28 protein-coding genes are annotated in these 26,468 nt (G+C 70.0%); 15 read left to right on the forward strand and 13 right to left on the reverse strand.

Features of this window, described 5'->3' with window-relative positions:
• Nucleotides 1–28: 28 nt before the first annotated feature.
• The 6 genes from CUJ89_RS06465 to CUJ89_RS06490 form a co-directional block, all read right to left on the reverse strand.
• Nucleotides 29–991 carry a spore coat protein U domain-containing protein gene (locus CUJ89_RS06465; RefSeq protein ID WP_114176626.1) on the reverse strand — a complete coding sequence of 321 codons (963 nt, stop codon included), beginning with the start codon at nucleotides 989–991 and terminating at the stop codon, nucleotides 29–31.
• Nucleotides 988–3,372 (reverse strand): fimbria/pilus outer membrane usher protein, encoded by a 2,385-nt coding sequence (locus CUJ89_RS06470; protein WP_114176627.1) that lies wholly within the window; start codon nucleotides 3,370–3,372, stop codon nucleotides 988–990. The genes CUJ89_RS06465 and CUJ89_RS06470 overlap by 4 nt, the downstream gene beginning before the upstream one ends.
• A gap of 7 nt (nucleotides 3,373–3,379) precedes the next feature.
• Nucleotides 3,380–4,099: a molecular chaperone gene (locus tag CUJ89_RS06475; RefSeq protein WP_114176628.1), complete on the reverse strand. Its 720-nt coding sequence runs from the start codon at nucleotides 4,097–4,099 to the stop codon at nucleotides 3,380–3,382.
• Nucleotides 4,100–4,114: 15 nt separating this feature from the next.
• Nucleotides 4,115–4,600 (reverse strand): spore coat U domain-containing protein, encoded by a 486-nt coding sequence (locus CUJ89_RS06480; RefSeq protein ID WP_415859043.1) that lies wholly within the window; start codon nucleotides 4,598–4,600, stop codon nucleotides 4,115–4,117.
• A 554-nt stretch (nucleotides 4,601–5,154) separates the two neighbouring features.
• Nucleotides 5,155–6,360, reverse strand: coding sequence for an MFS transporter (locus CUJ89_RS06485; RefSeq protein ID WP_114176630.1), 1,206 nt, complete (start codon nucleotides 6,358–6,360; stop codon nucleotides 5,155–5,157).
• 492 nt (nucleotides 6,361–6,852) lie between these two features.
• On the reverse strand, nucleotides 6,853–7,764 hold the full coding sequence (locus CUJ89_RS06490) for a LysR family transcriptional regulator (RefSeq protein ID WP_114176631.1): 912 nt from the start codon (nucleotides 7,762–7,764) through the stop codon (nucleotides 6,853–6,855).
• A 157-nt stretch (nucleotides 7,765–7,921) separates the two neighbouring features.
• Between CUJ89_RS06490 and CUJ89_RS06495 the strand changes: the two genes are divergently transcribed.
• The gene (locus CUJ89_RS06495) at nucleotides 7,922–8,842 is read left to right on the forward strand and encodes a pyridoxal-phosphate dependent enzyme (protein WP_114176632.1); all 921 of its coding nucleotides are present in this window, start codon (nucleotides 7,922–7,924) and stop codon (nucleotides 8,840–8,842) included.
• Between the two features lie 245 nt (nucleotides 8,843–9,087).
• Here the strand turns inward: CUJ89_RS06495 and CUJ89_RS06500 are convergent, their stop codons facing one another.
• A complete protein-coding gene (locus CUJ89_RS06500) occupies nucleotides 9,088–10,167 on the reverse strand; it encodes a DUF2242 domain-containing protein (protein ID WP_114176633.1) in 1,080 nt (359 codons plus the stop codon).
• A 115-nt stretch (nucleotides 10,168–10,282) separates the two neighbouring features.
• Entirely contained in the window at nucleotides 10,283–11,176 is an 894-nt protein-coding gene (locus CUJ89_RS06505; RefSeq protein ID WP_114176634.1) for a LysR family transcriptional regulator, read from the reverse strand.
• A gap of 108 nt (nucleotides 11,177–11,284) precedes the next feature.
• On the opposite strand from CUJ89_RS06505, the gene CUJ89_RS06510 reads away from it, so the two are divergent.
• Both CUJ89_RS06510 and CUJ89_RS06515 read left to right on the forward strand, forming a co-directional pair.
• Nucleotides 11,285–12,040, forward strand: a complete 756-nt coding sequence (locus CUJ89_RS06510; RefSeq protein WP_114176635.1) for a TerC family protein — start codon at nucleotides 11,285–11,287, stop codon at nucleotides 12,038–12,040.
• A 92-nt stretch (nucleotides 12,041–12,132) separates the two neighbouring features.
• Nucleotides 12,133–12,432 (forward strand): zf-TFIIB domain-containing protein, encoded by a 300-nt coding sequence (locus CUJ89_RS06515; RefSeq protein ID WP_114176636.1) that lies wholly within the window; start codon nucleotides 12,133–12,135, stop codon nucleotides 12,430–12,432.
• A 119-nt stretch (nucleotides 12,433–12,551) separates the two neighbouring features.
• On the opposite strand, the gene CUJ89_RS06520 is transcribed toward CUJ89_RS06515, so the two are convergent.
• Both CUJ89_RS06520 and CUJ89_RS06525 read right to left on the reverse strand, forming a co-directional pair.
• Complete coding sequence (locus tag CUJ89_RS06520) at nucleotides 12,552–12,962, reverse strand: Hsp20/alpha crystallin family protein (protein WP_114176637.1); 411 nt, start codon at nucleotides 12,960–12,962, stop codon at nucleotides 12,552–12,554.
• Between the two features lie 16 nt (nucleotides 12,963–12,978).
• Entirely contained in the window at nucleotides 12,979–13,419 is a 441-nt protein-coding gene (locus tag CUJ89_RS06525) for an Hsp20/alpha crystallin family protein (RefSeq protein ID WP_114176638.1), read from the reverse strand.
• Nucleotides 13,420–13,663: 244 nt separating this feature from the next.
• On the opposite strand from CUJ89_RS06525, the gene CUJ89_RS06530 reads away from it, so the two are divergent.
• Entirely contained in the window at nucleotides 13,664–14,581 is a 918-nt protein-coding gene (locus tag CUJ89_RS06530; protein ID WP_114176639.1) for a 3-hydroxyacyl-CoA dehydrogenase NAD-binding domain-containing protein, read from the forward strand.
• A gap of 49 nt (nucleotides 14,582–14,630) precedes the next feature.
• On the opposite strand, the gene CUJ89_RS06535 is transcribed toward CUJ89_RS06530, so the two are convergent.
• Together CUJ89_RS06535 and CUJ89_RS06540 are read right to left on the reverse strand one after the other, a co-directional pair.
• Nucleotides 14,631–14,909, reverse strand: a complete 279-nt coding sequence (locus CUJ89_RS06535) for a DUF4148 domain-containing protein (protein ID WP_114176640.1) — start codon at nucleotides 14,907–14,909, stop codon at nucleotides 14,631–14,633.
• 176 nt (nucleotides 14,910–15,085) lie between these two features.
• On the reverse strand, nucleotides 15,086–15,934 hold the full coding sequence (locus CUJ89_RS06540) for a LysR substrate-binding domain-containing protein (RefSeq protein WP_114176641.1): 849 nt from the start codon (nucleotides 15,932–15,934) through the stop codon (nucleotides 15,086–15,088).
• Nucleotides 15,935–16,255: 321 nt separating this feature from the next.
• Between CUJ89_RS06540 and madL the strand changes: the two genes are divergently transcribed.
• The 11 genes from madL (at nucleotide 16,256) to CUJ89_RS06595 (ending at nucleotide 25,133) form a co-directional block, all read left to right on the forward strand.
• Nucleotides 16,256–16,651, forward strand: a complete 396-nt coding sequence (madL, locus tag CUJ89_RS06545) for a malonate transporter subunit MadL (protein WP_114176642.1) — start codon at nucleotides 16,256–16,258, stop codon at nucleotides 16,649–16,651.
• Between the two features lie 11 nt (nucleotides 16,652–16,662).
• Entirely contained in the window at nucleotides 16,663–17,430 is a 768-nt protein-coding gene (madM, locus tag CUJ89_RS06550) for a malonate transporter subunit MadM (RefSeq protein ID WP_114176643.1), read from the forward strand.
• A gap of 132 nt (nucleotides 17,431–17,562) precedes the next feature.
• Nucleotides 17,563–19,209: a malonate decarboxylase subunit alpha gene (mdcA, locus tag CUJ89_RS06555; protein WP_114176644.1), complete on the forward strand. Its 1,647-nt coding sequence runs from the start codon at nucleotides 17,563–17,565 to the stop codon at nucleotides 19,207–19,209.
• 10 nt (nucleotides 19,210–19,219) lie between these two features.
• Nucleotides 19,220–19,534 (forward strand): malonate decarboxylase acyl carrier protein, encoded by a 315-nt coding sequence (mdcC, locus tag CUJ89_RS06560; protein WP_006485317.1) that lies wholly within the window; start codon nucleotides 19,220–19,222, stop codon nucleotides 19,532–19,534.
• Nucleotides 19,531–20,454: a biotin-independent malonate decarboxylase subunit beta gene (locus CUJ89_RS06565; RefSeq protein ID WP_114176645.1), complete on the forward strand. Its 924-nt coding sequence runs from the start codon at nucleotides 19,531–19,533 to the stop codon at nucleotides 20,452–20,454. Before mdcC ends, CUJ89_RS06565 begins: the two co-directional genes overlap by 4 nt.
• Nucleotides 20,455–20,581: 127 nt before the next feature.
• Nucleotides 20,582–21,289, forward strand: a complete 708-nt coding sequence (gene mdcE / locus CUJ89_RS06570; RefSeq protein WP_114176646.1) for a biotin-independent malonate decarboxylase subunit gamma — start codon at nucleotides 20,582–20,584, stop codon at nucleotides 21,287–21,289.
• Nucleotides 21,276–21,944 carry a malonate decarboxylase holo-[acyl-carrier-protein] synthase gene (gene mdcG / locus CUJ89_RS06575; protein WP_114178507.1) on the forward strand — a complete coding sequence of 223 codons (669 nt, stop codon included), beginning with the start codon at nucleotides 21,276–21,278 and terminating at the stop codon, nucleotides 21,942–21,944. The genes mdcE and mdcG overlap by 14 nt, the downstream gene beginning before the upstream one ends.
• The gene (gene mdcB / locus CUJ89_RS06580; protein WP_114176647.1) at nucleotides 21,941–22,807 is read left to right on the forward strand and encodes a triphosphoribosyl-dephospho-CoA synthase MdcB; all 867 of its coding nucleotides are present in this window, start codon (nucleotides 21,941–21,943) and stop codon (nucleotides 22,805–22,807) included. The genes mdcG and mdcB overlap by 4 nt, the downstream gene beginning before the upstream one ends.
• Complete coding sequence (mdcH, locus tag CUJ89_RS06585; protein WP_114176648.1) at nucleotides 22,804–23,736, forward strand: malonate decarboxylase subunit epsilon; 933 nt, start codon at nucleotides 22,804–22,806, stop codon at nucleotides 23,734–23,736. Before mdcB ends, mdcH begins: the two co-directional genes overlap by 4 nt.
• A gap of 105 nt (nucleotides 23,737–23,841) precedes the next feature.
• Nucleotides 23,842–24,363, forward strand: coding sequence for a phospholipase D-like domain-containing protein (locus CUJ89_RS06590; RefSeq protein ID WP_114176649.1), 522 nt, complete (start codon nucleotides 23,842–23,844; stop codon nucleotides 24,361–24,363).
• 125 nt (nucleotides 24,364–24,488) lie between these two features.
• Nucleotides 24,489–25,133, forward strand: a complete 645-nt coding sequence (locus CUJ89_RS06595; RefSeq protein ID WP_114176650.1) for a phosphoribosyltransferase — start codon at nucleotides 24,489–24,491, stop codon at nucleotides 25,131–25,133.
• A 7-nt stretch (nucleotides 25,134–25,140) separates the two neighbouring features.
• Here CUJ89_RS06595 and CUJ89_RS06600 read toward each other — a convergent pair whose 3' ends face one another.
• Complete coding sequence (locus CUJ89_RS06600; RefSeq protein ID WP_114176651.1) at nucleotides 25,141–26,358, reverse strand: polyhydroxyalkanoate depolymerase; 1,218 nt, start codon at nucleotides 26,356–26,358, stop codon at nucleotides 25,141–25,143.
• Nucleotides 26,359–26,468: the final 110 nt, after the last annotated feature.

The raw sequence follows: 26,468 nt of genomic DNA on the forward strand, positions 1-26,468 counted from the left end.
TGCGCGGCCCGTTGTCCCGCCATCCCCGCTAGAAGCTGATCGTCGCGGTGATCGTGTCGCTGTAGTTGCCGGGCGCGGGCGTCGTCTGCGCCGGCACTGCGCCGTACACGGTCACGACCTGCGACGTGCCCGTGCCGACGCCCGTGACCGTTGAACTGCCGCCCGTGCCGTCGCCCCACGCGATCGAGCGTGCGGCGTCCGTGTAGAGCCCGTAGCCGATCGTACCGCCGCCGCCGCTGCGCTGCATCCGGCGTGCCGTCACGCTGCCGGCGCTGCCGCCGTTCAGCGCGATCTTCCACGCGTCGCCGTTCGTGCACTGCGCGGTGATCGAGCCGGTTGCCGCGAGCGCGCCCGACAGGACGCTCGCGGTGCCGAAGCTGACGTTGGTCGCGCTGATGTTGCAGTTGTTGACGACGTTCGCGGTCGCCGTGAACGGGAAGGTGCCGCTCGGCGACGCCAGCGACGCGCAGGTCGGCGCACCGAACAGGTAGAACCCCGTGTTGACCGACGTCGTGTTGCCGCCGAACTGCTGCGAGTAGGTCGTGGTGCCGTTGCCGGTCGTCGGCACGGTCGGCTGGTTCGCGGTGATCTGCCCGTACACCGTGACCGTTGCGGTCGCGCTCGTGCCGAGCGCGGGTTTGACGAGCGTCACCGACGCCGGCGTCGTACCGGAATACACGGAGCCCCACGCGACCGAATGCGCGGCATCGAGATAGAGGTCGTAATGCATCGTGCTGCTGCCGTTGACGAGGCTGCGCGGGCTCGTGCCGCCGAGATTCAGGCACACGAGCACGTTCGGCGTCAGCGTGATGGCCGACCACGTGCAGGTGACGCTGACGGTGCCGGTCGCCGCGACCGACGCGCGCGAGATCGGGCTGACCGAGCCGAAGCTCACCGTCGACGCGGTGGCCGTGCACGACTCGGCCTGCGCGTGGCGCGGCACACCGCACCACGCGGCGAACGCGACGAGGAGCAGCAGCGCGAGCCTCATGGCGCCGCCCGGCAGGTGAGCGGGCCGACGGTCGGCAGCGTGCCGTTGCCCGGCGCCGTGAACGCGAATTCCGCGACGCAGCGTTGCGTGTCGTAGTCGATCACGAGATGGTTGTCCTCCTTCAGTCCGTCGATAAACGTCAGCCCGTCGTAACCGACGATCGTGTCCGCGCCGCTCTCGGCGTGATGCACGCGCGCGCCGGCCGGCAGCGGGTGGCCGGCGGCGTCGCGCAGGATCACCGACGCCGCGCGATAGCGCGACACGCCGAAATGCGCGACGACGCCCGATTGCGCCTGCGGCACGACCGTCATCGACGTGCGGGCGATTCGCGCATCGGCGGGCAGCTTCATCGAATCGATCGCGACCTGGTTGTTCTGGTACGCATTCAGGTCGGGCACGAGCAGATGCCCCGCGCGATCGGTCGTGCCGATCACGCGGTTCTCGTGCAGCACCGGGATGCCCGCGACGCCGTCGGTCGACACGAGCGCGAAGCCGTCGTCGATGCGGCGCGACAACTGCAGGCTGCGGTCCATGAACACGAGCGCGCCGCTCACGTCGAGCGACGCGCCGGTCTGGCGGTCGATGTTCTGTGCGGACGCGATGACTTCGCCCGCATGGCCGAGATAGCGCAACTGCGCCTGCCGATAGGGCACCGCGCCCGTGCCGCCCGTCTGCACGCCCCAGCCCCAGCCGCCGTCGTAGTCGGGCGGGCGGCTCGCGTCGACGGTGTAGTTCGACTGCCCGCGCTGGCGGCCGACGGTCGCGTTGATCGACGTGTTGCGGCCGAGCCCGATGTTCAGCGACACGAACGCGCCGTTCGCTCCCCGCTGCGCGAAATCGCGGTAGGCGCTCACGCTCAGCGACGCGAGATCGCCGAAGCTCAGCGTGTACGACACCGTGCCGATCCGCGCGCTCGGGCCTTGCGGCAGCCGGAAACCGATATAGCTGAGCGACAGCGTCTGGCGGTGCATGAACGGCAGCGCGAGGGTCGCCTGGTCGGTCGCCGACGGCACCGGCGCGCCGTCGCGCGATGCGAGGTCGCCGTAGCGGCCGAATGCGCGGATCGTCTGTGCGTTGATCGAGAAGCGCGGGTCGATCAACTGGTAGCCGACGCTCACCTGCGTGCCCGGATAGCGGCCGACGCTGCCCGCGACCGCGCCGCTCACGACACCCGCGTAGCCGAGACGCATCAGCGCGCCTGCGCCGGCGTTAAGCACGCCGCCGGTCGCTTCCGCATGCCCCTCGACGGTCAGCGTGTCGCTGACGCCGCGCCGCATCGAGCCGCTGACGGCCGGCCGCGCGTCGTAGTCGAACGACTGCAGCCCGTAGTTGCGGCGCAGGAAGCCGGCTTCGAACGAATAGCTCGACAGTCCGGCCGACAGCATGCGCGTATCGACGTAGAGCGGCACGGACGTCGCGACGGTGCGCCCGAGCGCGTCGCGCGTGATGACGGTCGCCTGGCCGGCGCCCGTGATGCCCGGCACGTCGTGGATGATGAACGGGCCGCTCGGCACGTTGCCGGTGTACTGGCGCACGTTGTTGATGTACAGGTCGACCGCCGACGGCACGGCGGCGGAGCCCGCGAGCGACGGGATCGGGAACGTCACGAGATCGGGCCGCAGCGCGAAGTTGCTGCGCCACTGGAAGCCGCCGAGACGTACCGAGCGCGTCCACGTGAGCGATCCCGAGATCGCATCGCCGATCTGCGTCGTGCTCGGCCGTGCCGGGTCCGAGCGGCTCCATGACGTATCGAAGCGCGTGTAGCGCCGCTGGCCGTTGTAGAAGGACGCGGTGCCGGTGGTGTTGAACACGCCGTTCGGGTCGAAGTAGCGCACGTCGGTGTAGAGCGAGAGCTGCCGTTCGCCGATCGTCTGCGCGTACGCCTCGTAGTTGATCGCGATCCCGCGCGACGCGGTGGCCGCCTGCGTGGCCGGCAACGCGCGGCTGTCGACCGCATACGGGCGGCGCAGGGTGTCGGTCATCTGCAGGTCGACGCTCTGGCGTGCCGCGTCGTAGCGGTAGCGCAGGCCGGGAATCGTGTCGAGGTCGACCGTCGCCGCGTCGGCGATGCCGAGCCGGTCGGTCGCGACGCCGATCGTGCGCAGGTCGGCGCCGCTCGCCGACAGATGGCCGTCGCGCTCGCGGAAGTGCGCGAACAGCGTCGTGCTTTCGCCGTTGACGCTGACTTCGAGGATCACGTCGTGCGCGTTGTCGGTCATCACGAGCGCCGAGGGTTCGTCCGCGTGCGCACAGCCGAGCGCGAGCAGGCCGCCGGCCACGACGGCCGCGAGCGCGGCGCGCGGCGAGCGTCGCGGCGCCCTGCGTGCGTTGGCCGGGAACGTGCCGGCGCGTGGCGAAGGGGAAGGGGCCGGGCGGCGCACCGGCGGTCTAGCCCGGCGGCTCCACCGCGACGACCGCGCTGGCCGGCTGCGAATTGACGGCTGCCCGCACCGTGATCTTGCCGCCGAGCGTGACGCCGGCCGGCAGCGGCACGCTCCACTGGCCCGTGCGGCCCGCGAGCGCGTAGCCGAGCAGACCGTGCGTGAGCGGGTACGCGTGGCCGTCGCCGGTCACGAGCTCGACCGACGCCAGTTGCGCGCGGCGCGCGCCGCCGTTGCGCACACGCAGTACCCAGCCGCCGTTGCTGCGCAGCAGCGCCCAGTCGAGCTGCGGCGTGCCGTTGGTCGCGGGCTCGACGAATACCGGAATCGAATAGCGCAGCCGGATCGCCACGCCGTTGGTCGGTGCCTCGCCGGGTTGCGGCAGCTCGTCGATCAGCAGCCGGTAGCTCTGCTCGATACCGGATGGCGTGCGCGACGCACGCACGACGCGGATCAGCTGCTCGGACTGCGTACCGACCTCGATCAGCGGCGGGCTCGCGACGAGATCCTGCGTGGGCGTCAGCGTATCCTGGCCGTCGGCCTGGTCCCAGCGGAACACGCGCACCTGCCCGTACACGGGCCGCTCGCCCGGATTGCGCAGCGTGATGCCGGTTGCCGTGTCGTCGGTGCCGAATTCGATCGTGACGGGGGAAATCTGCAGCGACGCGGCGTGCGCGGCGCCGGCCGCGCACAGCAGCGCGGCGAGCGTTCGACGTAATGCGGTCATGCGAAGCGATGCCGGTCAGAAGTAGACGGTTGCGGTGACAGTCGTCTGATAGGTGTCGGGCTTCGGCGTCGCTTGTGCGGGCACCTGGCCGTAGACGGTCAGCGCCTGTGCGGCGCCCGAGCCGGTGCCGGCCACCGTGTTCGTGCCTTGCGTGTTGCCCCAGATCGTCGTGCGTCCGGCGTCCTGGTAGAGCTGGAAGCCGACGGTCGTCGTCGTGTTGCCGGTCGACGTGCCGGCCATCAGGCGGCTCGCGACGCTCGAACCCGTGACCGAGCCGGCGTCAAGGCCGACGTTGTACGGCGTCGTGTTGGTACAGGTGACGTTGACGGTCGTCTGCTGGTTGATGGCGGTGGCCAGCACCCCGTTGGTGCCGAAGGCCAGCGGGTTCGCGGCGATCGTGCAGTTCGGCTGCAGCGTCAGCGTGACGTTGAAGGTTGCGGTCGCGGTGCCATTCGAATAGGTGGCCGCGTCGGCGGCGGGTGCCGAAAGGCCGATTGACAGCGCAAGCGACAATGTCGTGGAAGCTAAGGCGACTCTCACACTGATCCCTCATCGAACGGTTTTTCATTGGATTTATGCCGTGCGTCGCATGCCACGGCACGGTAAATGCTGACCTGAATCGGCGAGTCTTTCAATCTTAATGCGGTGCTGTTTCATTTTGTTACAGTCGAATTGACCATTGAATGATTCGAATCGGAAAACGTTGCGTTTTTTCGATTTGATTATCTCCGTGCCGAGCGGAATATTTTCCTGCGAGGCGGAAATTGCTACATGGCCCGTCCCGGGTGCGACACGATTTTTCCGACTGGTGCGGCACGTTGAATTGGCCGATATGAAATGGGAAATTAATAAACGTTGAGGAATGGAAGATATCGGCGATGAATCATTCGAATGGATTGAATCGATCCGGTCATTCGGCGATTCGATTTCGATTTGAGTGGCGAAGGAGGATATTCCGGATTTTTCCCGATTGATCAGCCGCTATCCGGATGGACGACTGAAACGAAAACGGCCGCATTGCGCGGCCGTGGGCGTACGTACTGTATGGGTCGCGCTTACGAATTCGCGATGGCCGGTGCGCGGCGGCGCTGCGCGATCTGCAGCACGACGAGCGCGAGTCCGGCCGCGGCGATCAGCCCGCCGACGAGCGGCACCGCCGCGTAGCCGAAGCCGGCCGAGATCGCTGCGCCGCCGGCTGCCGCGCCGACCGCGTTGCCGAGGTTGAACGCGCCGATGTTGACGGCCGACGCGAGGCCCGGCGCTTCGTGCGCCGCACGCATCACGCGCATCTGCAGCGGCGGCACGACCGCGAACGTCGCGATACCCCAGACGAGCAGCGTGACGGCCGCGCCGGCATGTGTGCTGGCGAGCAGCGGGAACGCCGCCATCGTCGCGATCAGCAGCAGCAGGAAACCGACCAGCGTGCCGTCGAGCGAGCGGTCGGCCAGGCGGCCGCCCGCGATGTTGCCGATCGAGAAGCCGACACCGATCAGCACGAGCATCGCGGTCACGAAGCCGGGCGTCGCGCCGGTCAGGTGTTCGAGCGTCGGCGCGACATACGTGTAGAGCGTGAACATCGCACCGGCGCCGAGCACCGTCGTCCCGAGCGCGCCGAGCACGACGGGGCGCGTCAGTACCGAGAGTTCGGCGCGCAGGTCGGGCATCTTGCCGGCTTCGCCCTTCGGCAGCGCGGCGAACAGGCCGGCGATCGCGATCAGGCCGAGGCCCGCGGTCGCCACGAACGACATGCGCCAGCCGATGATCTGGCCGAGCCAGGTCGCGGCCGGCACGCCGCCGACGTTCGCGATCGTCAGGCCCATGAACATCGTCGCGATCGCGCTGGCCTGCTTGTCACGCGGCACGAGGCTGGCCGCGACCACCGAGCCGAGCCCGAAGAACGCGCCGTGGTTGAGGCTGGTCACGAGGCGGGCGAGCAGCAGCGTCGTGTAGCCCGGCGCGACGGCCGACAGCAGGTTACCGATCGTGAAGATCGACATCAGCGCGATCAGCGCCGAGCGGCGCGACCAGCGCGTGAGTAGCAGCGTCATCAACGGCGCGCCGACCATCACGCCGATCGCATAGGCGCTGATCAGCATGCCGGCTTGCGGAATCGACACGTGCACGCCGTCGGCGATCACGGGCAGCAGGCCCATCGGCGAGAACTCGGTCGTGCCGATGCCGAACGCACCGGCGGCGAGCGCCAGCAGCGGCAGCGCGGCGCTGCCGCCCGGGCGGGAAGGAGAAGAAGTCGTGGTGGTCACGCGATGGGCTCCTGTAATCGAGGGTCAACAGCACCGGGCCGTTGAGGACAGGGCGAAGTGTGCCTGCGTTACTTTTGCGGAAAAAGCCGCATGCGGACGAAATTATCTTGATTGCATGTCAACAATGCGGGGCGTCTGCAGCGCGCGCGAGGCCCGCGGGCGGTGCTTCGGCGGGGCGGGCGAACGACGGTGCCTTCCGTGAAAGATTTTTGTAATATGAAAGGCGCGGTTTCCAACCGGGAGATCGCGATCCGGTGGCGGTTTGCGGCGGATTGACGATCGTCCCGCGCGGTGATGCGGGAGGCGGCCGGCAGCGGTGCGCGGGCAAAAAAAACCCGGCCACAGGGGGACCGTGACCGGGGCGGAAACGCATCCTCTCTTTGGCACGAGGGTTGGATGCGCGCGAAGTATATTTCGGCGCATGCCAATTCGAATGGGCGTTAAACGGCCGTTTTGGGTGTCAATTTAAAAATGCCGGTGCACGGCGCGCGGTCAGTCCGGCTCGCCGGCCACATCGCGCACGGCCGCGAGGAACCGCGCGACGACGGGCGACGGCACCGCTGCCGCGCCGTCGAACACGAACTCGATGTCGAAGCGGCTCGCGAGCTCGTCGAGTGCGACGAGCCGAACCGTGCGCGGGCAGGTGGGCGACGCGCTTTCCGGCACGAATGCACAGCCCATCCCGGCTGCGACGAGGCCGATCAGTGTCGGGATGTCGCTGCCGACCTGCGTGATGCGCGGCGTGAAGCCGGCCTGCTGGCACTGCGCCATCAGGAACCGGTGGTGCGCGGCGGAGCGCTGCGCGTCGAACCAGACGAACGGCTCGTTCGCGATGTCGGCCAGCGTGCGCGGCGCGTTGAAGCGGCCGCCCGGCGGCGCGGGCATCGCGAGTACGAAGCGGTCGCTCAGCAGCCGCACGCCCGACAGGTGCGGCGCCTCGTCGCGACGCCACGCCATGATCCCGCCGTCGAGCTGGCCGCGCACCAGCGCGCTCGCCTGTTCGGCGGACAGCATCGGCGCGATCGACAGTTTCACGTCCGGACACGCGTCGCGAAACGCCTTGAGGACGTTCGCGACGACGGGCAGCGGCAGGCAGTTCGGCAGCGCGCCGAGCCGCAGTTCGCCGAGCTGCCCGGCCGCGCTGCGCAATGCGCGCTCGCGGCTGTCCTGCAGCGTCGCGAGCAGGCCGGTCGCATCCTGCAGGAAGCTCGCGCCGGCCGCCGTGAGCGTGACGCCGGTGGCGCGCCGGATCAGCAGCGGCGTGCCGATCGCGTCCTCGAGTTCGCGGATCTGCCGCGACAGCGCGGGCTGGACGATGCCGGCGGCGCGGGCGCCCGCCATCACGCTGCCGGCTTGCGCGACGGCCACGAAGTAGCGCAGGTGACGTAGCTCGATCTGGCGCATGCGGGGTCCGCTCCGGTTCGTTGATATGCCTGTGAAGCATAGCAAACGCCATTCGATGGTATTGGAAAGCATGGCGGGCATGTCGTACGATGGCCGTCATTGCCGCACTCGCTCGCGAGTCGCGTGCGTTCCCTCCGTTCCCATCGCGTCCCGTCCCATGCCGCTTCATATCCCGACCCCTTATATCCGCTCGCAAATCGCGTCCCGCCGGCTCGGCAGGACCATCCGGCTGAAGCTCGATGCGCTGCAGCCGTCGGGCTCGTTCAAGCTGCGCGGCATCGGCGCTGTCTGCGAAGCGCGGCACGCGGCCGGCGCGCGGCGCTTCGTGTCGTCGTCGGGCGGCAACGCGGGCATCGCGGTTGCGTATTGCGGCCGCGAACTCGGCGTGCCGGTGCTCGTCGTCGTGCCGGAAAGCGCATCGGCCCGCGCGCGCGAGCTGATCCGCGTCGAGGGCGCGGAGCTCGTCGTGCACGGCGCGAGTTGGGCCGAGGCGAACGCGTTCGCGCAGTCGGCCCTCGGCGAGCGCGACGCGTTCGTGCATCCGTTCGACGACCGCGTGCTGTGGCAGGGCCACGCGACGATGATCGACGAGATGGCGGCGGCCGGTCCGAAGCCCGATGCGGTCGTGCTGGCGGTCGGCGGCGGCGGGTTGCTGTGCGGCGTGCTCGAAGGGCTGGCGCGCAACGGCTGGCACGACGTGCCGGTGGTCGCGGCCGAAACGGAAGGCGCCGACTGCTATGCGCGCTCGGTCGCGCAGGGGCACCCGGTCGAATTGCCGGCGATCGCGAGCATTGCGACGTCGCTCGGCGCAAAGCGGCCGTGCGACGCGGCGGTCGAATGGGCGACGCGGCACGAGATCCATCCCGTCGTCGTGTCCGATGCCGACGCGGTGGCCGCGTCGCTGCGATTCCTCGACGAACACCGGATCGTCGTCGAGCCCGCGTGCGGCGCCGCGCTGGCCGCGCTCGAGCGGCCGGTGCCCGTGCTTGCGTCGGCGTCGGACATTGCCGTGATCGTCTGCGGCGGCGTGACGACCACCGTCGAGCATCTGCATACGCTGCGCGCGACGTTGCGGTAGGCGGGGAAGGCGGCGCGCAGGTCTGTCGGATGAGGGCCGGATGGCCGTCGATTTCGGCGAACGCGGGCATCGGCCGCGCGTGGCGTGCCGCGAAGCGTCAATGTCGCTTTCCCGGTAATGCAATGACGGCCACGCACCCGGCAGGCAGCCGGCGGCGCGGAATGGTCTTCGGAGTTTGAAGGGGAGGGGGGCGTATCGTCGCGCTGCGCCGGATGCGGGCCGGGCGCGACGATACGGGCGGCCGGTCAGTTCGCGGCCGGTGCGCTCGCGCCTGACGGCGCGGACGATGCGACGGGGTTGGCGGCGGCGGGCGCGGACGTTTTGTCCACCGGCGCAGGCGAGGCGTTCGAGGGCGCGGATGCCGATGCGGGTGCGGATGTCGCAGGCGCAGGCGCAGGCACGGCCGATGCCGGCGCCGAAACGGCGGGCGTCGATGCTGCGGCGGCCGGCGACGCCGCCGTGCTGGAAGCGGGTGCAGGCGCGGAAACCGACGCGGGAGCCGATGCCGGTGAGAGCGCTGAACCGGAGACTGACGCGGGTGCCGAAGCCGGCGCGGCAGCGCGCATCGCAGCCGGCACGACAACGGCCGACGCCGCAGCCGGCACGGCGTTCGCGCCCGACTCGGGCCCGACGCCCGGCACCGAAAGCGGCACCGGCGCCGCGGGCGGTGTCGGCACGACCGGCGTCGTCATCTTCAACGGTTCGCCCTGCGGCGTCGGCGCGGGTTCGGGCAGCGGCGCGACGGCTTCCTTCTCGGCGGCCTTCACGGTGGCGCGGTCGCGGCGGGCCGGGTCGATCTTCAGGAAATGGTCGACGAGATTGAAGAAGCGCTCATAGAACACGCCGGCGGGAATCGTCTCGCTCGCGGTCTTGACGAGCGCATCGTCGCTCGAGCCGATCGGCAGCGACAGCGAGCCGAACACGCTGAGGCCGACGCTGGCCGACGTATTCGACTTCTTCAGCGTGTAGCGGTCCTGCACCGCGTTCACGTACGCGATGCTCGACGAGCCGTCCGCGTCAGCGTCCGCGCACACGACGTGAAACTCGATCACGACGTGCATGTCGTTGTTCGGCTGGAAATTCTTGCTGCCGTCGACCGCGTCGTTGCGCGACGACGACACCACATAGCCCTGGCTCAGGAGCGCGCGCCGCGCGGCCTCGCAGGCTGCGTCGGATTTCGAATGGAACGTATGCGCATACGGGCTGCTCGTTGCGTCGAACTGTTCCTGCTGGTAGATCGGCTTTGGCGGCGACGAGCACGCCGCCAGCACGGTCGCGGCCGCGAGCGCGCACGAAACGGAAAACAGGCGAAATCGGTTGTGCATGGCGTCTTTCAGAAGGCTAGGCGAGATGCCGCGCAATGGCGGTGCCTGGGGGATGCGCGGGCAAATCTCGTATGGCCGGGGCGCTATTATAGTTTCGTTTGATGTCGCGCTCGCTTCAGGCAGCCGACGCAGCGCGTGCCGCGGCCAGCAATTGCGACGTCAGCGGATGATGTTCGCCGCGCCGCGAGCGGATCGCGTGAATCTCCTCGGTCACGTCGCCGGCGCGCCCGAGCCGCCTGAGGCCGCGCAGCAGCGACGCATCGTTCGCGCCGAGTTCGCTCAGCGGAAACACGCCGAGGCCGCGTGCCGCGAACACGGCCATCAGTGCGCTGTCCTCGAATTCCCCGGCCACGCGCGGCACGATCCGTGCGCCTTCCAGCCACAGGTCGAGGCGCGCGCGCAGCGCCGAATGCGCGGTCGGCAGCAGCACGGGCAGGTCGGCCAGGCACTGCGGAAAGCGTTGCCGCGCGGCCGGCGTGACGAGCGCCGCGGGCCCGTACCAGTCGACCGGCGACGCGACGAGCCGCTCGCTCGTCACGCGCAGGTTCGACCCCGACGGCGCGCCCTGGCCGGCCAGCACGAGATCGAGATGATGCAGCGCGAGTTCCGCGAGCAGCGCATCGTGCTCGCCCTCGTGGCACAGCAGTCGCAGCGTCGGCGTGTCGAGCACCGGTGCGAGGAGCGCGTGTGCGGCGAGCTTGGAGATGCCGTCCGCGAGGCCGACCGCGAGCCGCACGGTCGGCTGGCTGGCCGCCGCGCGCACTTCGTCGGGAATCAGCCGCCCGATCTCGAAGATGACCTCCGCGCGCGCAAACGCGGCCTGGCCGGCGTCGGTCATCGCGACGCCGCGCCCGGCCGGGCGCAGCAATTGGTGCCCGAGCGATTTCTCGAGTTCGCGCACCTGCGCGCTGATCGTCTGCACGGCCATGTCGAGCCGCCCGGCCGCGCGCGCAAAGCCGCCTTCCTTCACGACGACCCAGAAATAGTACAGATGTCGGAAATTCAGCATTGGATCGAAACTTCGAAAAAACCGAACCTAAAATCAGATTCTCTCTGATTTTTTCGAAGTTCGGGGCCGATTATCATCGGGCTTTCCACTTTCGTATCGGCCCATTTCATGGACTACCTGCTGACGCTTGCCGCCGACCCCGCCGTCTGGGCCGCGCTCCTCACGCTCGTCGTGATGGAAGTCGTGCTCGGCATCGACAACCTGATCTTCATCTCGATCCTCAGCAACAAGCTGCCCGAAGCGCAGCGTGCCCGCACGCAGCGCCTCGGCATCGCGCTTGCGCTGGTGATGCGCCTTGCGCTGCTCGGCAGCGTCGCGTGGATCGCGAGCCTGACCGAACCCGTGTTCACGATCTTCGACCATGCGTTCTCGTGGCGCGACATGATCCTGCTGTCGGGCGGCCTGTTCCTCGTGTGGAAGGCGACCACCGAGATCCATCATCACCTGTCGCACGACGGCGATGGCGCGGGCGGTTCCGGCGGCGCGGCCGGCCTGACGATATGGGCCGCGATCGGCCAGATCGTGATGCTCGACATCGTGTTCTCGATCGACAGCATCGTGACCGCGATCGGCATGACCGAGCACATCCCGATCATGTTCGTCGCGGTGATCGTCGCCGTGGCCGTGATGCTGTTCGCCGCGCAGCCGCTGGCACGCTTCATCGACCGCAACCCGACCATCGTGATGCTCGCGCTGTCGTTCCTCGTCGTGATCGGCATGACGCTGATCGCGGAAGGTTTCGGTTCGCACGTGCCGAAGGGTTACATCTATGCGGCGATGGCGTTCTCGGCGTTCGTCGAGGGCATGAACATGCTGGCGCGGCGCGCGAAGGCGAAGCGCGCGGCACGGGTGGAAGGCCACTGAGCCACCGCGTGTGACGCCGATCGCCTCGGCGGCCGGCGTCACACGCCTTCATACGGAATTCTTAAGAAATGCGCACGGAAAGGAGAAACTCGATGAAATGTCCTGTCTGCAAGACGCCCGACCTGCTGATGGCCGAGCGCCAGTCGATCGAGATCGATTACTGTCCGACGTGCCGCGGTGTGTGGCTCGATCGCGGCGAACTCGACAAGCTGATCGCACGCGAGACCGGCGACGCGCCGGCACGCCGCGACGAGCCGCCTGCGCCGCGCGACGTGCACGCACCGCGCGACCGTGACAACTGGGGGCGCGACGGCCGCTCGCACGACGACCGTCACCGGCACGACGGCCAGCGTCGCCGCAAATCGGTATTCGACTTGTTCGATTTCGATTGAATCCGGATACGGCGCGCCTGCACACGCGCCGCCCGTTGCAAAGAAGCCCCGCCCGGCATCGCGCCCGGGTGGGGCTTTTTCATGCCTCATGCGCGTCGCGTTACGACACGCGCCAACGCTTACGCATTGCCGGCCGTCACGTCGATGCGGCGTGGGCGCGTTTCCTCGCGGCGCGGAATCGTCAGCGTCAGCACGCCGTCACGCAGGTTTGCATCGATCCGGGACGTATCGAGATCGGGGCTCAGCACGAACGTGCGCGCATAGCGCGGCGCGCGAATGTCGGCGTGCCGCACGCGCAGGTCGGCCGGCGTGTCGATACGCGTGTCGGCTTCGATCGTCAGCGTGTTGTCGTGCACCTTCACGTCGAGGTTCTCGCGCGGCACGCCGGGCAGGTCGGCCCGCAGCGTGACGCCGAGCGTGTTCTCGACGATGTCCACGGCCGGCGTGATGGCGGGCCGGCGCGCGGCTTCGGCGGCGGTAGCGTGAACGGTGCTCGTCTGGCGCTCGGCCAGGGTCGGGTTCGTATTCATGTCGGTATCCTGAAGATTACTGAACGGTGATGGCACGTGGCTTCGATGCTTCGCGACGGCCGACGCGAATCAGCAGGCAGCCGTTTTCGTAGCGGGCGCTGACCTGGTCGGGATCCGCGTCCCGTGGCAGCTCGACGACGCGGCGGAACGTGCCGTGAAAGCGCTCCTGTGCATAGGTGCGCACGTCGTCGCCTTCGCCGCGTGGCGCCGGTTTGCGCTCGCCGCTGATGGTCAGCAGGTCCTTGTCGATCGACACGTCGAAGTCGGCCGCGGCCATGCCGGGCGCGAACGCGACGATCTCGATTGCATCGTCGGTGGCGCCGACGTTGAGCGCCGGAAATGTGCCCGGCCGCACCGCGCGGATGCCGGACGGGCGCTCGCCGAACAGGTTCGCCACCTGCCGCTGCACGCGGGCGAATTCGTCGAACAGGTCGTGGCCGTTATGGATAGCGCTCATGATGGTCCTCCGGAACAGGAAATGCGGGAGACGCGACGGCGCGACGCCTGCGGCGGGCGCGACGGGTGACTCCACGGGGTCGAAACGGGGGCAGTGCGTTGCATGGAGCACTGCCTGGCAACGCGTAATTAGTGGCTGCCGCAGCGCATTTCAAGAGGGAACCCGCAACCTGCGTCAACGCGTGTCCGCGCGATTCGATGCGACAATCGCCGCGATACCTGCAGACCAACGACACGGGACAATCATGGACATTCAACGCATCGCGATCGTCGGCGCCGGCGTGATCGGCGCGAGCTGGGCGGCTTTCTACCTGGCGAAGGGCTTCGACGTCGTCGCGACCGATCCGGCGCCGCAAGCCGACGCGCGGCTGCGCGACACGCTGGCCGCGTTTCTCGGCGACCGGGCCGCCGAACTTTCCGCGCGGCTGTCGTTCGACGCCGATCTCGTGCGTGCGCTCGACGGCGTCGATTTCGTGCAGGAAAACGGCCCGGAGCGGCTCGACCTGAAGCGTGCGTTATACCGGCAGATGGACGACGTGCTGCCCGCGCACGTGCCGATCGCGTCGAGCTCGTCGGGCCTGAAGATGTCCGACATCCAGACCGCGTGCGCGAAGCATCCGGAACGTTGCCTGATCGCGCATCCGTTCAACCCGCCGCACCTGATTCCGCTCGTCGAACTGGTTGGCGGCGATGCGACCGGCAAGGACGTGATCGCGCGCGTGAAGGACTTTTACGACGCACTCGGCAAGCAGACGATCGTCCTCAACAAGGAGATGACCGGCCACGTCGCGAACCGGCTGGCGGCCGCGCTGTTCCGCGAGGTGTATCACCTCGTCGGCGAAGGCGTCGTGAGCGTTGCCGATGCGGACAAGGCCGTCGCATGGGGCCCCGGCCTGCGCTGGGGACTGATGGGGCAGTGCCTGACCTATCACCTCGGTGGCGGCGCGGGCGGGATCGCGCACTTTCTCGAACACCTGTCGGGGCCGATTACGAGCTGGTGGGACGACCTCGGCACGCCTTCGTTCGATCCGGACGTCGATCGCAAGCTGAACGACGAATTGCGCGCGATCCAGGGCGAACATTCGATGCAGGAACTGGCGGCCGAGCGCGACCGGCTGCTCGTCGAGCTGATCGACGCGCGCCGCCGCAGCTTTCTGCCCTGACCGCGTCGCAGCGTCGCGGATGGACCGCGGTCGATCGGGCCACGCTCGGCTACTGCTGCGCTGCTGTTTGCGGTGCCTGCGGCGTCTGCGCGAGCCATGCGGGGCTCGCGGCCTGCACCAGTTCGCGGTTGCGCGTGCGCGTCGCGGCATTCGGCGGGTAGTTGCCGTCGTTCGTCGGCAGTTCGCCGTCGAGATAGGCCTGCTTGAGCTGGTCGACGACTTCCGCGCGGGTCAGCCCCTGCGCGGGCGCCGCGGTGTCGGTCTGGGCAAAGGCGGGGGACAGCAGGGCGGCTGCGGCGGTCGCGACGGCGAATCGCAAGACGTTCATGGTGGGCTCCGATCAAGGGGACGGGACACCGGATGCGCGCGGCAACCTGCCGTGCGTACCGATGGGCCCCATTGTCGCGAGCGGGTGCTGCGCGGACGATGACGCATTCCGGGCAAAACTGTCAGTTGCGGGCGCGACCGCGCCTGCGTGCGTCGCGCCTGGTGTGCCCGGTGCGGCTACAACTCCGCCGCCGCCGTGATCAGCGTGGCTTCGAGCGCGAGCGTCGAGCGCGACGCGGCCGCCGGCCGGTCGATCACGTATTCGAGTTCGCCGAGTTCGGGCAGCCCTGCGTCGAGCCGCGCGAGCCCGGCCGGGATCACGTAGCCGGCGAACGCGCTGACGCCGAGCCCCGCGCTCGCGGCCGCGCGCAACACCGCGATGCTGCTGCTCACGACCGCGATCCGGTACGGCCGTCCGACGGCCTCGAGCGATTCGAGCACGCGGCGGCGCGACACGCTCGGCTCCGGATGCATCGCGAGCGGCAGCACGGCCTCGTGGCCGGTGATCCGCGAATCGGGGCCGGTGCACCAGTACAGCGGCTCGCTGCGGATCACGCGGCCGCGCCGGCTGCCCGCGATGCGCTTCGCAAACACGAGATCGTGCCGTCCTTCGTCGAGCGCGTCGAACAGGTCGCCCGACAGCCCGGTCGAGATCGCGAGCTCGACGTCCGGATTGCGCTGCACGAAGCTCGCGAGCGCGGCCGTCAGGTGCGCCGACGCGAAATCCTCCGACATCGCGAGCCGCACCTTGCCCGACAGCGGCGGCCCGCACACCGACGTGACGGCTTCGTCCATCAGTTCGAGGATGCGCACCGCGTAGCGGAACAGCGCGTCGCCGTGCTGCGACAGGTGCACGTTGCGCGTGTCGCGCTCGAAGAGCGGCCGGTCGAGCAGCTCTTCGAGGCGGCGGATGTGCTGGCTGACGGTCGACTGCGACAGGCTCACGCGCTCGGACGCGGCGGTGAAGCTGCCGGACTGGGCGACGGCGACGAAGCTGCGCAGCAGCTCGGGCGGTAACGGACGCATTGCTAAATCCACTGAATCGGTTTCGACAACTTCATAAATGGCCGGATTTTGCGGCGCTAGTATCGGATCACGCCCCGGTGCGGCCCGCGCAACGGGACGAACCGGACGCGTAGCCCGCGTCGTGCCGGCGGCTGCATCGGTCAGTCTACGGCGTCCGGCCCGAAACCGCATCATCCCATCGACCGCCCGAGAACGCGCCCGTACGACGGGCCGCCGGGCCGCGGCGCACCGCCGCAGGAGACAGTCCGCGCACGGGATCGGCGTGCCGGCCGGCCTCCCGCACGCGTCAGGCGCCCGTCACGAAGAGACTGGAGACGACTCATGATCATCTACGGAACCGCGCTGCTGGCGTTCTGCCATCTGGCCGGACTGTTCCTCGGCGACCTGCTGGGCACCGCGATCGGCGTGAAGACCAATGTCGGCGGCGTCGGCATCGCGATGCTGCTGCTGATCTGCCTGCGCCTGTGGCTGCACCGGCGCGGCTGGCTGCCGAAGGAGACCGAGGCCGGCGTCGGTTTCTGGGGCGCGATGTACATCCCGGTGGTCGTCGCGATGGCCGCGAACCAGAACGTCGTGGCCGCGCTGAAGGGCGGCCCCGTCGCGCTGCTGGCCGCCGTCGGTGCGGTCGCGATCTGCGCATGCTGCATCGCGGTACTGGTGCGCACGGGGCGCGACGACACGGCCTTCGCGGGCGTGCCGCAATTCGACCAACAGTGACGGAGGCCGCCATGCTGCAGATGCTCGAAAAAGTCGTCGCCCACAACGGGCTCGTCGCGTCGTTCGCGCTGGTCGGCCTGATCATGGGGCTGTCGTCGATCGCGTCGCGCAAGCTCACGTTCGGCCGCGTGCACGGCTCCGCGATCGCGATCGTGATCGGTCTTGCGCTCGCGTATGTCGGCGGCGCGTTCACCGGCGGCGAGAAGGGGATCGCCGACGTGCCGCTGTTCGCGGGCGTCGGCCTGATGGGTGGCGCGATGCTGCGCGATTTCGCGATCGTCGCGACCGCGTTCGAAGTGCAGCCGACCGAAGCGCGCAAGGCCGGGCTCGTCGGCGTCGTGTCGCTGCTGCTCGGCACGGTGCTGCCGTTCATCGTCGGCGCGTGCATCGCGCGCGCGTTCGGCTACACCGACGCGGTCAGCATGACGACCATCGGCGCGGGCGCCGTCACCTACATCGTCGGGCCCGTCACGGGCGCGGCGATCGGTGCGAGCTCCGACGTGATCGCGCTGAGCATCGCGACGGGGCTCGTGAAGGCGATCATCGTGATGGTCGGCACGCCGGTCGCGGCCAACTTCATGGGCCTGAAGACGCCGCGTTCGGCGATGATCTTCGGTGGCCTCGCGGGCACCGTCAGCGGCGTCAGCGCGGGGCTGGCCGCGACCGACCGCCGGCTCGTCCCGTACGGCGCGCTGGTCGCGACCTTCCATACGGGCGTCGGCTGCCTGCTCGGCCCGTCGCTGCTGTTCTTCGCGACGCGCGCGCTGGTCGGCGCATAGGCTCGCGCGATGTGGCCCGCGCGCGGGCCGCATCCATCGCGGCGACCTCTGAGTCGCATTGGTCAACATCATCAATCGGCGGCGGCGCCAGGCTTAGAATGCCGCTGAACCATCGAAGCGGGAGAACTGTTCATGACGGGATGGAATCACGCGCGGCAGGCGCGCGATGCACGCCTCGCGGCCGGCGCGGCTTACGCGCAAGGCAAGCGGGTCGACGCGCGCGACACCGTGGCGTTGCTCGAAGCGGTACTGCGGCCCGGCGACCGCGTCTGCCTCGAAGGCGACAACCAGAAGCAGGCCGACCTGCTCGCGACGGCGCTCGCCGACGTCGACAGCGCGAAGGTGCACGACCTGCACATGGTGCAGTCGGGCGTCGTGCTGCCCGAGCATCTCGACGTGTTCGAGCGCGGGATCGCGAAGCGTCTCGATTTCGCGTATTCGGGCCCGCAGTCGCAGCGGATCGCGAAGCTGCTGTTCGGCGGCAAGATCGCGCTCGGCGCGGTACACACCTATCTCGAGCTGTTCGCGCGCTACTTCATCGACCTCACGCCGCATGTCGCGCTGATCGCCGCGGTCAGCGCCGATCGCGACGGCAACCTGTACACGGGCCCGAACACCGAGGACACGCCGACCGTCGTCGAGGCCACCGCGTTCAAGGACGGCATCGTGATCGCGCAGGTCGACCGCATCGTCGACAAGGTGCCGCGCGTCGACATCCCCGGCGACCGCGTGCATTTCGTCGTCGAGGCCGGCCGGCCGTTCTACGTCGAGCCGCTGTTCACGCGCGATCCGGCCGCGATTACCGAAACGCAGATCCTCACCGCGATGCTCGCGCTGAAGGGCATCTACCAACCGTACGGGATCAAGCGCCTGAACCACGGGATCGGCTTCAACACCGCGGCGATCGAACTGCTGCTGCCGACCTACGGCGAGAAGCTCGGGCTGAAGGGCAAGGTCTGCACGCACTGGGCGCTCAATCCGCACCCGACGCTGATCCCCGCGATCGAGTCGGGCTGGGTCGAACAGATCCACTGCTTCGGCTCCGAGGTAGGGATGGACGACTATATCCGCGCGCGTTCGGATGTGTGGTTCACCGGTTCCGACGGTTCGCTGCGCTCGAACCGCGCGTTTTGCCAGACTGCTGGCCTGTACGCGTGCGACATGTTCATTGGCTCGACGTTGCAGATCGACCTGTCCGGCCATTCGTCGACGGTCACCGCCGAGCGGATCGCCGGCTTTGGCGGTGCGCCGAACATGGGCAGCGATGCGCGCGGCCGGCGCCATCCGAGCGAGCCGTGGCTGAAGGCCGGCGCGGAAGCCGACCCCGACACGCCGGCGGCGCTGCGGCGCGGCCGCAAGCTCGTCGTGCAGATCGGCGAGACCTTCGGCGACAAGAACGTGCCGATGTTCGTCGAGCAGCTCGACGCGCTGAAGCTCGCCGACAAGCTGCAGCTCGACCTCGCGCCGATCATGGTCTACGGCGACGACGTCACGCATATCGTCACCGAGGAAGGGATCGCGAACCTGCTGATGTGCCGCGACAAGGACGAGCGCGAACACGCGATTCGCGGCGTCGCCGGCTATACGGACGTCGGCCGCGGCCGCGACCGGAAGATGGTCGAGCGGTTGCGCGAGCGCGGCGTGATCCGCCGCCCGGAGGATCTCGGCATCGATCCGCTCGACGCCGACCGCCGCTGGCTCGCCGCGCGCTCGATCAAGGATCTCGTGCACTGGTCGGGCGGGCTCTATGCGCCGCCGGCCCGGTTCCGCAACTGGTGAGGAAGAGGGCATGGAACAGTTGAACTATCGCTTCACCGCGCGCGAGCGCGCGAAGGGCGAGCAGGCCGCGGCGCTCGTCGGCGTGGTCGCGTCCGGCAATCTCGAAGTGCTCGTCGAGCGCGTGCTGCCGGGCAACGAATGCGAGATCGACATCCGCACCGCGGCCGTCGGCTTCGGCGCGGTATGGCAGGCCGTCGTGTCGGATTTCGTCGAGCGGCGCACGCCGGGCGGCCTGAAGCTGTCGATCAACGACGGTGGCGCGCGGCCCGACATGGTGTCGCTGCGGCTCGCGCAGGCCGTGCGCGCGATCGAGGGAGACGCATGATGACCGACGTGATCCACGACGCACCCGCGTTCGTCGCAAACGGCGCGAGCTGGTACGAAGCGTCGGCGCGACAGCGCATCGACGGGCTGCTCGATGCGGGCAGCTTCAGTGAATTCCTCGGGCCGGCCGAGCGCGTGACGAGCCCGCACCTGTCGCTGTTCGACCTGCCGCAGCAGTTCGACGACGGGATGGTGGTCGGCCACGGCCGGCTCGACGGCAAGCCGGTATTCGTCGCCGCGCAGGAAGGCCGCTTCATGGGCGGCGCGTTCGGCGAAGTGCACGGCGCGAAGCTCACGGGGCTGCTGCGTGCCGCGCGGGAAGTCGGCAAACCGGTGCTGATCCTGTTCGATACGGGCGGCGTGCGGCTGCAGGAAGCGAACGCGGGCGAGCTCGCGATCGCCGAGATCATGCGGGCGCTCGTCGAAGCGCGTGCGGCCGGCGTGCCGGTGATCGGGCTGATCGGCGGGCGCGCAGGCTGCTATGGCGGCGGCGGGTTGCTCGCCGCGTGCTGTTCTGCACTCGCGGTGTCGGAGCAGGGGCGCATCAGCGTGTCGGGCCCCGAAGTGATCGAGACCAATCGCGGCGTCGAGGAATTCGACGCGAAGGATCGCGCGCTGATCTGGCGCACGATGGGCGGCAAGCACCGGCGGCTGATCGGCGGTGCGGACCGCTATGTTGCCGATACGCCGGACGCGTTCCGTGCGGCGGCGCTTGAACTGATCGGCCGCGCGCCGACGTTCGATGCGGCGATGCTGCGTGTCGAGCAGGCGCGTCTTGAAGCGCGCGTCGAACGGTTCGGCGCGTGCAAGGACGCGCTCGACGTGTGGCGCACGCTCGGTGCGAGCGCGCCGGAAGCGATTCCCGGGATGCCCGACGACGCGTTCTCGACGCTTGCCGACCAGTTACAGGAGCAGAAATGAAACAGCCCCCACGCTCACTTGCTTTGCATGGGACCGGAGTACGCGCTAAAGCGCTACTCCGGATCGACACGTTCGCTGCCCCCAAGGGGGCGGCTGCCTTCCTTGGGGCGGCCCGGCGGGAGGCAGCATGACGCTCGATGAAGTCCTGAACTCGCTGTTTCCCCAAGGCCATGCGATCGCGCGCACCGGCGGCCTGCTGACGGGCCACGCGGAACTGGCCGGCACGCGCGTCGACGTGATCGGCGTCGCCGACCGTTTGCCGTTCGGCATCGACGAGGCGTTGATGCTCGCGTCGCACGTGCTCGACACGATCGCGCGCGGCGGCGCCACGCCGATCCTCGTGCTCGTCGACAGCGACAGCCAGCGGATGAGCAAGCGCGACGAACTGCTCGGCCTGAACGAAGGGCTGTCGCATCTCGCGAAGTGCCTGATGCATGCGGATCTTGCCGGGCACCGGACGATCGGCGTGCTGTACGGCCACACGGCCGCCGGCGCGTTCATCGCGACCGCGCTCGCGACGCGCACGCTGCTCGCGGTGCCGGGCGCCGAGCCGGAGGTGATGGACCTGCCGTCGATGTCGCGCGTGACGAAGCTGCCGATCGACGTGCTGAAGGAGATGTCGCGCTCGACGCCGGTGTTCGCGCCGGGGCTCGACAACCTCGTGAAGATGGGCGCCGTCGACGCCGTGCTCGATCCGGCCCGTGCGCTCGACGCGCAGGTCGGCGAATGGCTCGGCAAGCCGGCCGACCGTGTCGACCGGCGCGCCGCGCGCGGCCGGCCGGTCGCGACCGACGTCGCACGGCGCGTCGAGGCACTTGCGCGTGCCGCACGCTGAGATGCCGCTGCGCCGCCACACGCTCGTCACGCTGACGGCGGCGGGGTGGGGTGCGGCATTCGCGCGCGATCCCGCGCTCGCGGCCGATCCGCTCGTGCACGCATGGGCCGCGCGCGGCTGGCCGCTCATCGTGCGCCGCGCGTCGCCCGACGAGGCCGATGCCGGCCGCGTGCCGCTCGGCCTGCCGCTGCCGCCTGCCGCGGGCAAACGGCGCATCGCGCTGAACATCGCCGCCGATGCGCTCGCGACGGTCGGCCCGCTGCCCGCGCTGGCCGACGTGCTCGGCGCCGCGCCCGATGCATGGCACGCGCCGTTGCGCGAGCTCGATGCGCTCGGCGCGCGCTGCGGCGTGCAGGGCCGCGTGTTCGGCAGCCTCGCGTGGCAGGCGCTGACGGGCGAGCCATACCTGAGTGTGTCGTCCGATCTCGACATCGTGTTTCCGCTGCCGGATGCCGTGTCGATCGCGCTGCTGCTCGACGGCCTCGCGGCGATCGACGCGCGCGCGCCGATACGCATCGACGGCGAACTGCTGCGCGACGACGGCGCGGGCGTCAACTGGCGCGAACTGCATGCGCGGCTGCCTGAAGTCGCGGTCAAGACCGCGATCGCCGTCGAACTGATGCCTGCCGACGCCTTCACCGGAGGCGCGCGATGAGCGCATGGGCTGCCTGCCGCGTACCGGCGCTGTCCGATGCCGAGCGCATCGCCGGGCTGGCCGAGCGCTGCCTCGTGCTCGAGATCGAGACCTATCCGAAGCCGGGGCTCGTCAGCCATGTCGACACCGGCAGCCATTCGGACATGGATGCCGCGACGTTCGCGCGCAGCGCCGCCGTGCTGCGGCCCTACTTCGAGGAACTGGCCGACGCGGGCGCGCGTGACGCGGACATGGCCGTGCTGCGCAAGATCGGCCTGCGTGCCGAGCACGCGATGCTCGCCGCGACCGGCGGCGTCAATACGCATCGCGGCGCGATCTTCGGGCTCGGGCTGCTGTGCGCAGCCGCGGGCCGGCGCGCGATGCAGGGGGCCGTGCCGGGCGGGATGACGCTCGGCGCGTTCGTCTCCCGCCGCTGGGGCGCCGATATCCTCGGCGGCCCGCGTTTGCCGGACAGCCATGGCGAGCGCGCGAGCCGCCGCTACGGCGTCGGCGGCGCGCGCCGCGAGGCGGCCGACGGCTTCACGACCGTGTACGCGGTCGGGTTGCCCGCGCTGCGCCGCGCGAAGCGCGACCTGCCGGACGACCCGGAAGCCGCGCGCGTCGATGCGTGCTTCGCGCTGATCGCCGCGCTCGACGACACGAATCTGCTGCACCGGGGCGGGCAGGCCGGCCTCGATTTCGCGCGCGCGACCGCCCGCGCGTTCGTGGCACGCGGCGGCGTGCGCGCGCGCGACTGGCGGCTGCGCGCGGCGGCCGCACATCGTGCGTTCGTTGCGCGCAGGTTGAGCCCGGGCGGCGCGGCCGACCTGCTCGCGATGAGCGTATTCGTCGATGCGCTCGAAGCCGACGGAGATGCGCGATGACGCTGGCCATCCTCTGTTCGGGACAAGGCGCGCAGCGCGCCGACATGTTCGACCTGACAGGGTCGGCGCCGCAGGCCGACGCATTGTTCGCGCACGCCGGCCGGCTCCTCGGCGACGATCCGCGCGCATGGGTCCGGCAGGCAGGTCCGGACGCGCTGCGCGACAACCGTGCCGCGCAGATCCTCTGCACGGTCCAGGCGCTCGCGGCCGCCGCGCTGCTCGATGCGGCATGGCCGCGCCGGCGCTGCGTCGCGGGCTACAGCGTTGGCGAGGTCGCATCGTGGAGCGTCGCGGGGATGATCGATCCGCATGACGCGCTCGACCTGGCCGACGCACGCGCGCGCGCGATGGACGCCGCGAGCGGCGGCGACGAGCGGATGGTGTTCGTGCGCGGCCTGACGCGCGCGCAGCTTGCGCAGTTGTGCGACGGCCGCGATGCGGCGATCGCGATCGCGAACCCCGGCGACGCGTTCGTGGTCGCGGGGCGGCAGGCCGACGTCGATGCGGTGGCCGCCGACGCGGCGCGCGATGGCGCGCTGCGCGTCGCGCCCGTGTGCGTGCGGATCGCGTCGCACACGCGCCGGCTCGCAGCGGCCGTGCCGGTGTTTCGCGCGTCGCTCGCCGCGACGGGCGTGCGGCGGCCGCTGCCCGGCGCGCGGCTGTTTTCGGGTATCGACGGCGCGTCGGTGCTCGACGTCGACGCGGGCCTCGACAAGCTCGCGCGGCAGATCGCGGAGCCGGTCGAGTGGGCGGCCTGTCTCGCCGCCTGCGTGGAGGCCGGCGCGACCGCATTTCTCGAGCTCGGCCCCGGGCGCGCGCTGGCCGAGATGGCGGGCGGCGCGTATCCCGCGCTGCCGGCGCGCAGCCTCGCCGATTTCCGTTCCGTCGACGGTGTGACGAGCTGGCTCGCGCGCGTCGCGGCAGGCTGATCGACGGCCGGCCCCCCCCTCGCCGGGCGCCCATTCCGCACTGTGTGTTGCGCCGGCGCAGCAGCGTCGCAGCGGGTGCTTGCCACGCGAATTGGCGTCGCTACAATGGCGCCCGCCATGAGACCTGCCGCCTTCCTCCTCGCCGCGCTCGGCTGCGCGGCGAGCGCCCACGCCAGCCCGATTCCGTCCGACGCCGCATCGGTCGGCACGTACTTTTCGTATGACAATGCGGCGGCCGACGCGACCGTCGACCTGATCGAACAGGCGCAGCACCGCGTGCTGCTGGCCGGCTATGCGCACGTGCCGCCGGCTGTCGCGAGCGCGCTGCGCGCGGCCCGCGCGCGTGGGGTCGAGGTCCGTGTCGTGCTCGTGCGCTCGCCGCGCGCGGGCAAGTACAGCGGCGCAGGCTATCTGAAATCCGCGGGCATCGACGTGGCGATCGATTCGCGGCATGGCGATCCCGCGCCGCGCTTCGTGATCGTCGACGACAGCGTCGCGCTGACGACACTGTCCGACGGCGCGGCCGCACATGCGGAAACGGTGGACGTGTTCCAGCGCGCGCCCGAGCTCGCGCAATCCTACGCACAGTCGTTCTGGCGGCTGTACCGGCAGGCCAGGGGCCTCTGACCCCATCGTTCGGCGTCGCGCACGCCGGTATGACCCTGCTTGCATCGGCGCCGCCGATGAACCATGCTCGTTGACAGGCGCCGACGCGGGTTTCGCGCATCCGGCGCAAGGGCAGGGAGCCGATCGTGACCGAGTGTTTTGCCGATCGCGCCGATGCGGGTCGCCAGCTGGCCGACGCGTTGCGCAACTATGCGGAGCGTAGCGATGTCGTCGTGCTCGCGTTGCCGCGCGGCGGCGTGCCCGTCGCGTATCCGGTCGCCTGCGCGCTGCGCGCGCCGCTCGACGTACTGGTCGTGCGCAAGCTCGGCGTGCCGTACGATCCCGAGCTCGCGATGGGCGCGATCGCAACCGGCGGCGCGATTCATCTGCAGCGTGCCGTGATCCGCTCGATGGACGTGTCCGACGCGCAGCTCGCCGACGTGATCGCGCGCGAGACGGCCGAGCTGCATCGCCGCGAAGCGCTGTATCGCGGCTCTGCGCCGCCGCTGCCGGTCGAGGGACGCATCGTGATCGTCGTCGACGACGGCGTCGCGACCGGCGCGTCGATGCGCGTCGCGCTCCAGGCGTTGCGCGAGCGTCATCCCGAGCGTGTCGTGGCGGCAGCGCCGGTCGCGCCGGCGGGCGCGCGGCATGCGTTCGACGACCTGGCCGACGCGTTCGTCACGGTGTCGCAGCCACTGTCGTTCTTCGGGCTCAGCCAGTTCTACGCGCGCTTCGAGCAGACGAGCGACGACGAGGTGCGCGCGTTGCTCGACGCGGCCCGTACCTGACGCGGCATCACGTCCGCCTGATGCGGCGCGGGCGCGAGCGGCCGGCCTCGGCCAGCGCGAAGACGCGCTGCAGCGCCGGATGGACGTTGCCGCGCCAGCGCGCACCTGTAAACAGCCCGTAGTGATCGCAATCGTCGATGTCGACGCGGTGGCGCTCGCCGGCCGAGAGGCCGCTGCACATGTCGAGCGCCGCATGCGTCTGGCCGGCGCCCGTGACCGCGTCGCATGCGCCTTCGACGGTCAGCAGCGCGACGCCGCGCAGCGTGGCCGGCTCGACGCGCCGGCCGCCCACGTCCCACGTGCCGTTCGCTAGACTCATGCGCTGGAACACGATGTCGACCGTGTCGAGGAAATATTCGGCCGGCATGTCGAGCAGCGCCGTGTATTCGAGCAGCGCCCGCCGCGCACCGGCGAGCCCGGCCATGTCGAAGCGCGACGCGGCCAGCGCGTAAGACTCGATCAGCGACAGGAAGCGCTGCGGGTACATGAGCGCAATCTCGCCCTGCTGGAGATAGGTCGGGAACACCTGGCGGCCGTGCCCCGCGAAGCCGGGCGGCACGATGTCGATCAGGTGGCGGCGGTGCCAGCCGAGCGAATGGGCGGCTGCGGCGGTGCCGAGTGCGCTCGGATTCAGGCGCGCGTCGAGCGGGCCGCCGATCAGCGTGACGCTCGCGGGCGGCGCGAGGCCTCGCTTGGCGCGCAGCGCGAGCGCGCCGAGCGCAGGCACGGTCGCCTGGCACACGGCGACGACGTGCAGCGGCCGATCGTCGTGCGCGAGCCCATCGACGAAGCCGTCGAGCGTCGCGACATACTCGTCGAGGCCGAAGCGTCCCGACGCGAGCGGCACGTCGCGCGCATTGCGCCAGTCGGTCACGCAGACGTCGCCGTCGGCGAGCAGCGTCTCGACGGTTTCCCGCATCATCACGGCCGCGTGCCCGGCGAGCGGCGCGCACAGCAGCACCGTGCGCCGCGCATCGGCGCGCGTGAACCGCCGCAGGTCGCAGAACGGCGTGCGCGCGGCGACCCGCTCGCCGACGGCGGGCCGCCCGATGTCGAAGCGCGGCGGCCCAACCTGCGGCCCGAGCAACGGCTCGAACAGGTCGTCGTAGCACGACGATGCGGCGTGCGGCAGCGTTGCCGCGGGCCATGCTTCGAACGCGTGCCGCGTTGCCGCGCGCCAGGCGCGCATCCATTCCCGCTGCTGCTCGACGAGGGCATACCACATGGCGAACCTTGGGGCGGAAGGGGCGTGAACCTGCATTATGGTCACTGTGGCCGGGCAGCGGGAGCCCGGTGCGCTGCCGGCTGATGCGGATCAAGCGCCCTAGCGCCCTG

The organism is Burkholderia pyrrocinia, assembly GCF_003330765.1.
In the GTDB taxonomy this organism is placed as follows: Bacteria; Pseudomonadota; Gammaproteobacteria; order Burkholderiales; family Burkholderiaceae; genus Burkholderia; species Burkholderia pyrrocinia_B.

What these genes read in the sequence shown, in the direction of transcription:
- CUJ89_RS06465 (WP_114176626.1), bottom strand. Translation starts at nt 991, where the DNA reads ATGAGGCTCGCGCTGCTGCTCCTCGTCGCGTTCGCCGCGTGGTGCGGT.
- CUJ89_RS06475 (WP_114176628.1), bottom strand. Translation starts at nt 4,099, where the DNA reads ATGACCGCATTACGTCGAACGCTCGCCGCGCTGCTGTGCGCGGCCGGC.
- CUJ89_RS06490 (WP_114176631.1), bottom strand. Translation starts at nt 7,764, where the DNA reads ATGCGCCAGATCGAGCTACGTCACCTGCGCTACTTCGTGGCCGTCGCG.
- CUJ89_RS06495 (WP_114176632.1), top strand. Translation starts at nt 7,922, where the DNA reads ATGCCGCTTCATATCCCGACCCCTTATATCCGCTCGCAAATCGCGTCC.
- CUJ89_RS06500 (WP_114176633.1), bottom strand. Translation starts at nt 10,167, where the DNA reads ATGCACAACCGATTTCGCCTGTTTTCCGTTTCGTGCGCGCTCGCGGCC.
- CUJ89_RS06505 (WP_114176634.1), bottom strand. Translation starts at nt 11,176, where the DNA reads ATGCTGAATTTCCGACATCTGTACTATTTCTGGGTCGTCGTGAAGGAA.
- CUJ89_RS06510 (WP_114176635.1), top strand. Translation starts at nt 11,285, where the DNA reads ATGGACTACCTGCTGACGCTTGCCGCCGACCCCGCCGTCTGGGCCGCG.
- CUJ89_RS06515 (WP_114176636.1), top strand. Translation starts at nt 12,133, where the DNA reads ATGAAATGTCCTGTCTGCAAGACGCCCGACCTGCTGATGGCCGAGCGC.
- CUJ89_RS06520 (WP_114176637.1), bottom strand. Translation starts at nt 12,962, where the DNA reads ATGAATACGAACCCGACCCTGGCCGAGCGCCAGACGAGCACCGTTCAC.
- CUJ89_RS06525 (WP_114176638.1), bottom strand. Translation starts at nt 13,419, where the DNA reads ATGAGCGCTATCCATAACGGCCACGACCTGTTCGACGAATTCGCCCGC.
- CUJ89_RS06530 (WP_114176639.1), top strand. Translation starts at nt 13,664, where the DNA reads ATGGACATTCAACGCATCGCGATCGTCGGCGCCGGCGTGATCGGCGCG.
- CUJ89_RS06535 (WP_114176640.1), bottom strand. Translation starts at nt 14,909, where the DNA reads ATGAACGTCTTGCGATTCGCCGTCGCGACCGCCGCAGCCGCCCTGCTG.
- CUJ89_RS06540 (WP_114176641.1), bottom strand. Translation starts at nt 15,934, where the DNA reads ATGCGTCCGTTACCGCCCGAGCTGCTGCGCAGCTTCGTCGCCGTCGCC.
- madL (WP_114176642.1), top strand. Translation starts at nt 16,256, where the DNA reads ATGATCATCTACGGAACCGCGCTGCTGGCGTTCTGCCATCTGGCCGGA.
- madM (WP_114176643.1), top strand. Translation starts at nt 16,663, where the DNA reads ATGCTGCAGATGCTCGAAAAAGTCGTCGCCCACAACGGGCTCGTCGCG.
- mdcA (WP_114176644.1), top strand. Translation starts at nt 17,563, where the DNA reads ATGACGGGATGGAATCACGCGCGGCAGGCGCGCGATGCACGCCTCGCG.
- mdcC (WP_006485317.1), top strand. Translation starts at nt 19,220, where the DNA reads ATGGAACAGTTGAACTATCGCTTCACCGCGCGCGAGCGCGCGAAGGGC.
- CUJ89_RS06565 (WP_114176645.1), top strand. Translation starts at nt 19,531, where the DNA reads ATGATGACCGACGTGATCCACGACGCACCCGCGTTCGTCGCAAACGGC.
- mdcE (WP_114176646.1), top strand. Translation starts at nt 20,582, where the DNA reads ATGACGCTCGATGAAGTCCTGAACTCGCTGTTTCCCCAAGGCCATGCG.
- mdcB (WP_114176647.1), top strand. Translation starts at nt 21,941, where the DNA reads ATGAGCGCATGGGCTGCCTGCCGCGTACCGGCGCTGTCCGATGCCGAG.
- mdcH (WP_114176648.1), top strand. Translation starts at nt 22,804, where the DNA reads ATGACGCTGGCCATCCTCTGTTCGGGACAAGGCGCGCAGCGCGCCGAC.
- CUJ89_RS06590 (WP_114176649.1), top strand. Translation starts at nt 23,842, where the DNA reads ATGGCGCCCGCCATGAGACCTGCCGCCTTCCTCCTCGCCGCGCTCGGC.
- CUJ89_RS06600 (WP_114176651.1), bottom strand. Translation starts at nt 26,358, where the DNA reads ATGTGGTATGCCCTCGTCGAGCAGCAGCGGGAATGGATGCGCGCCTGG.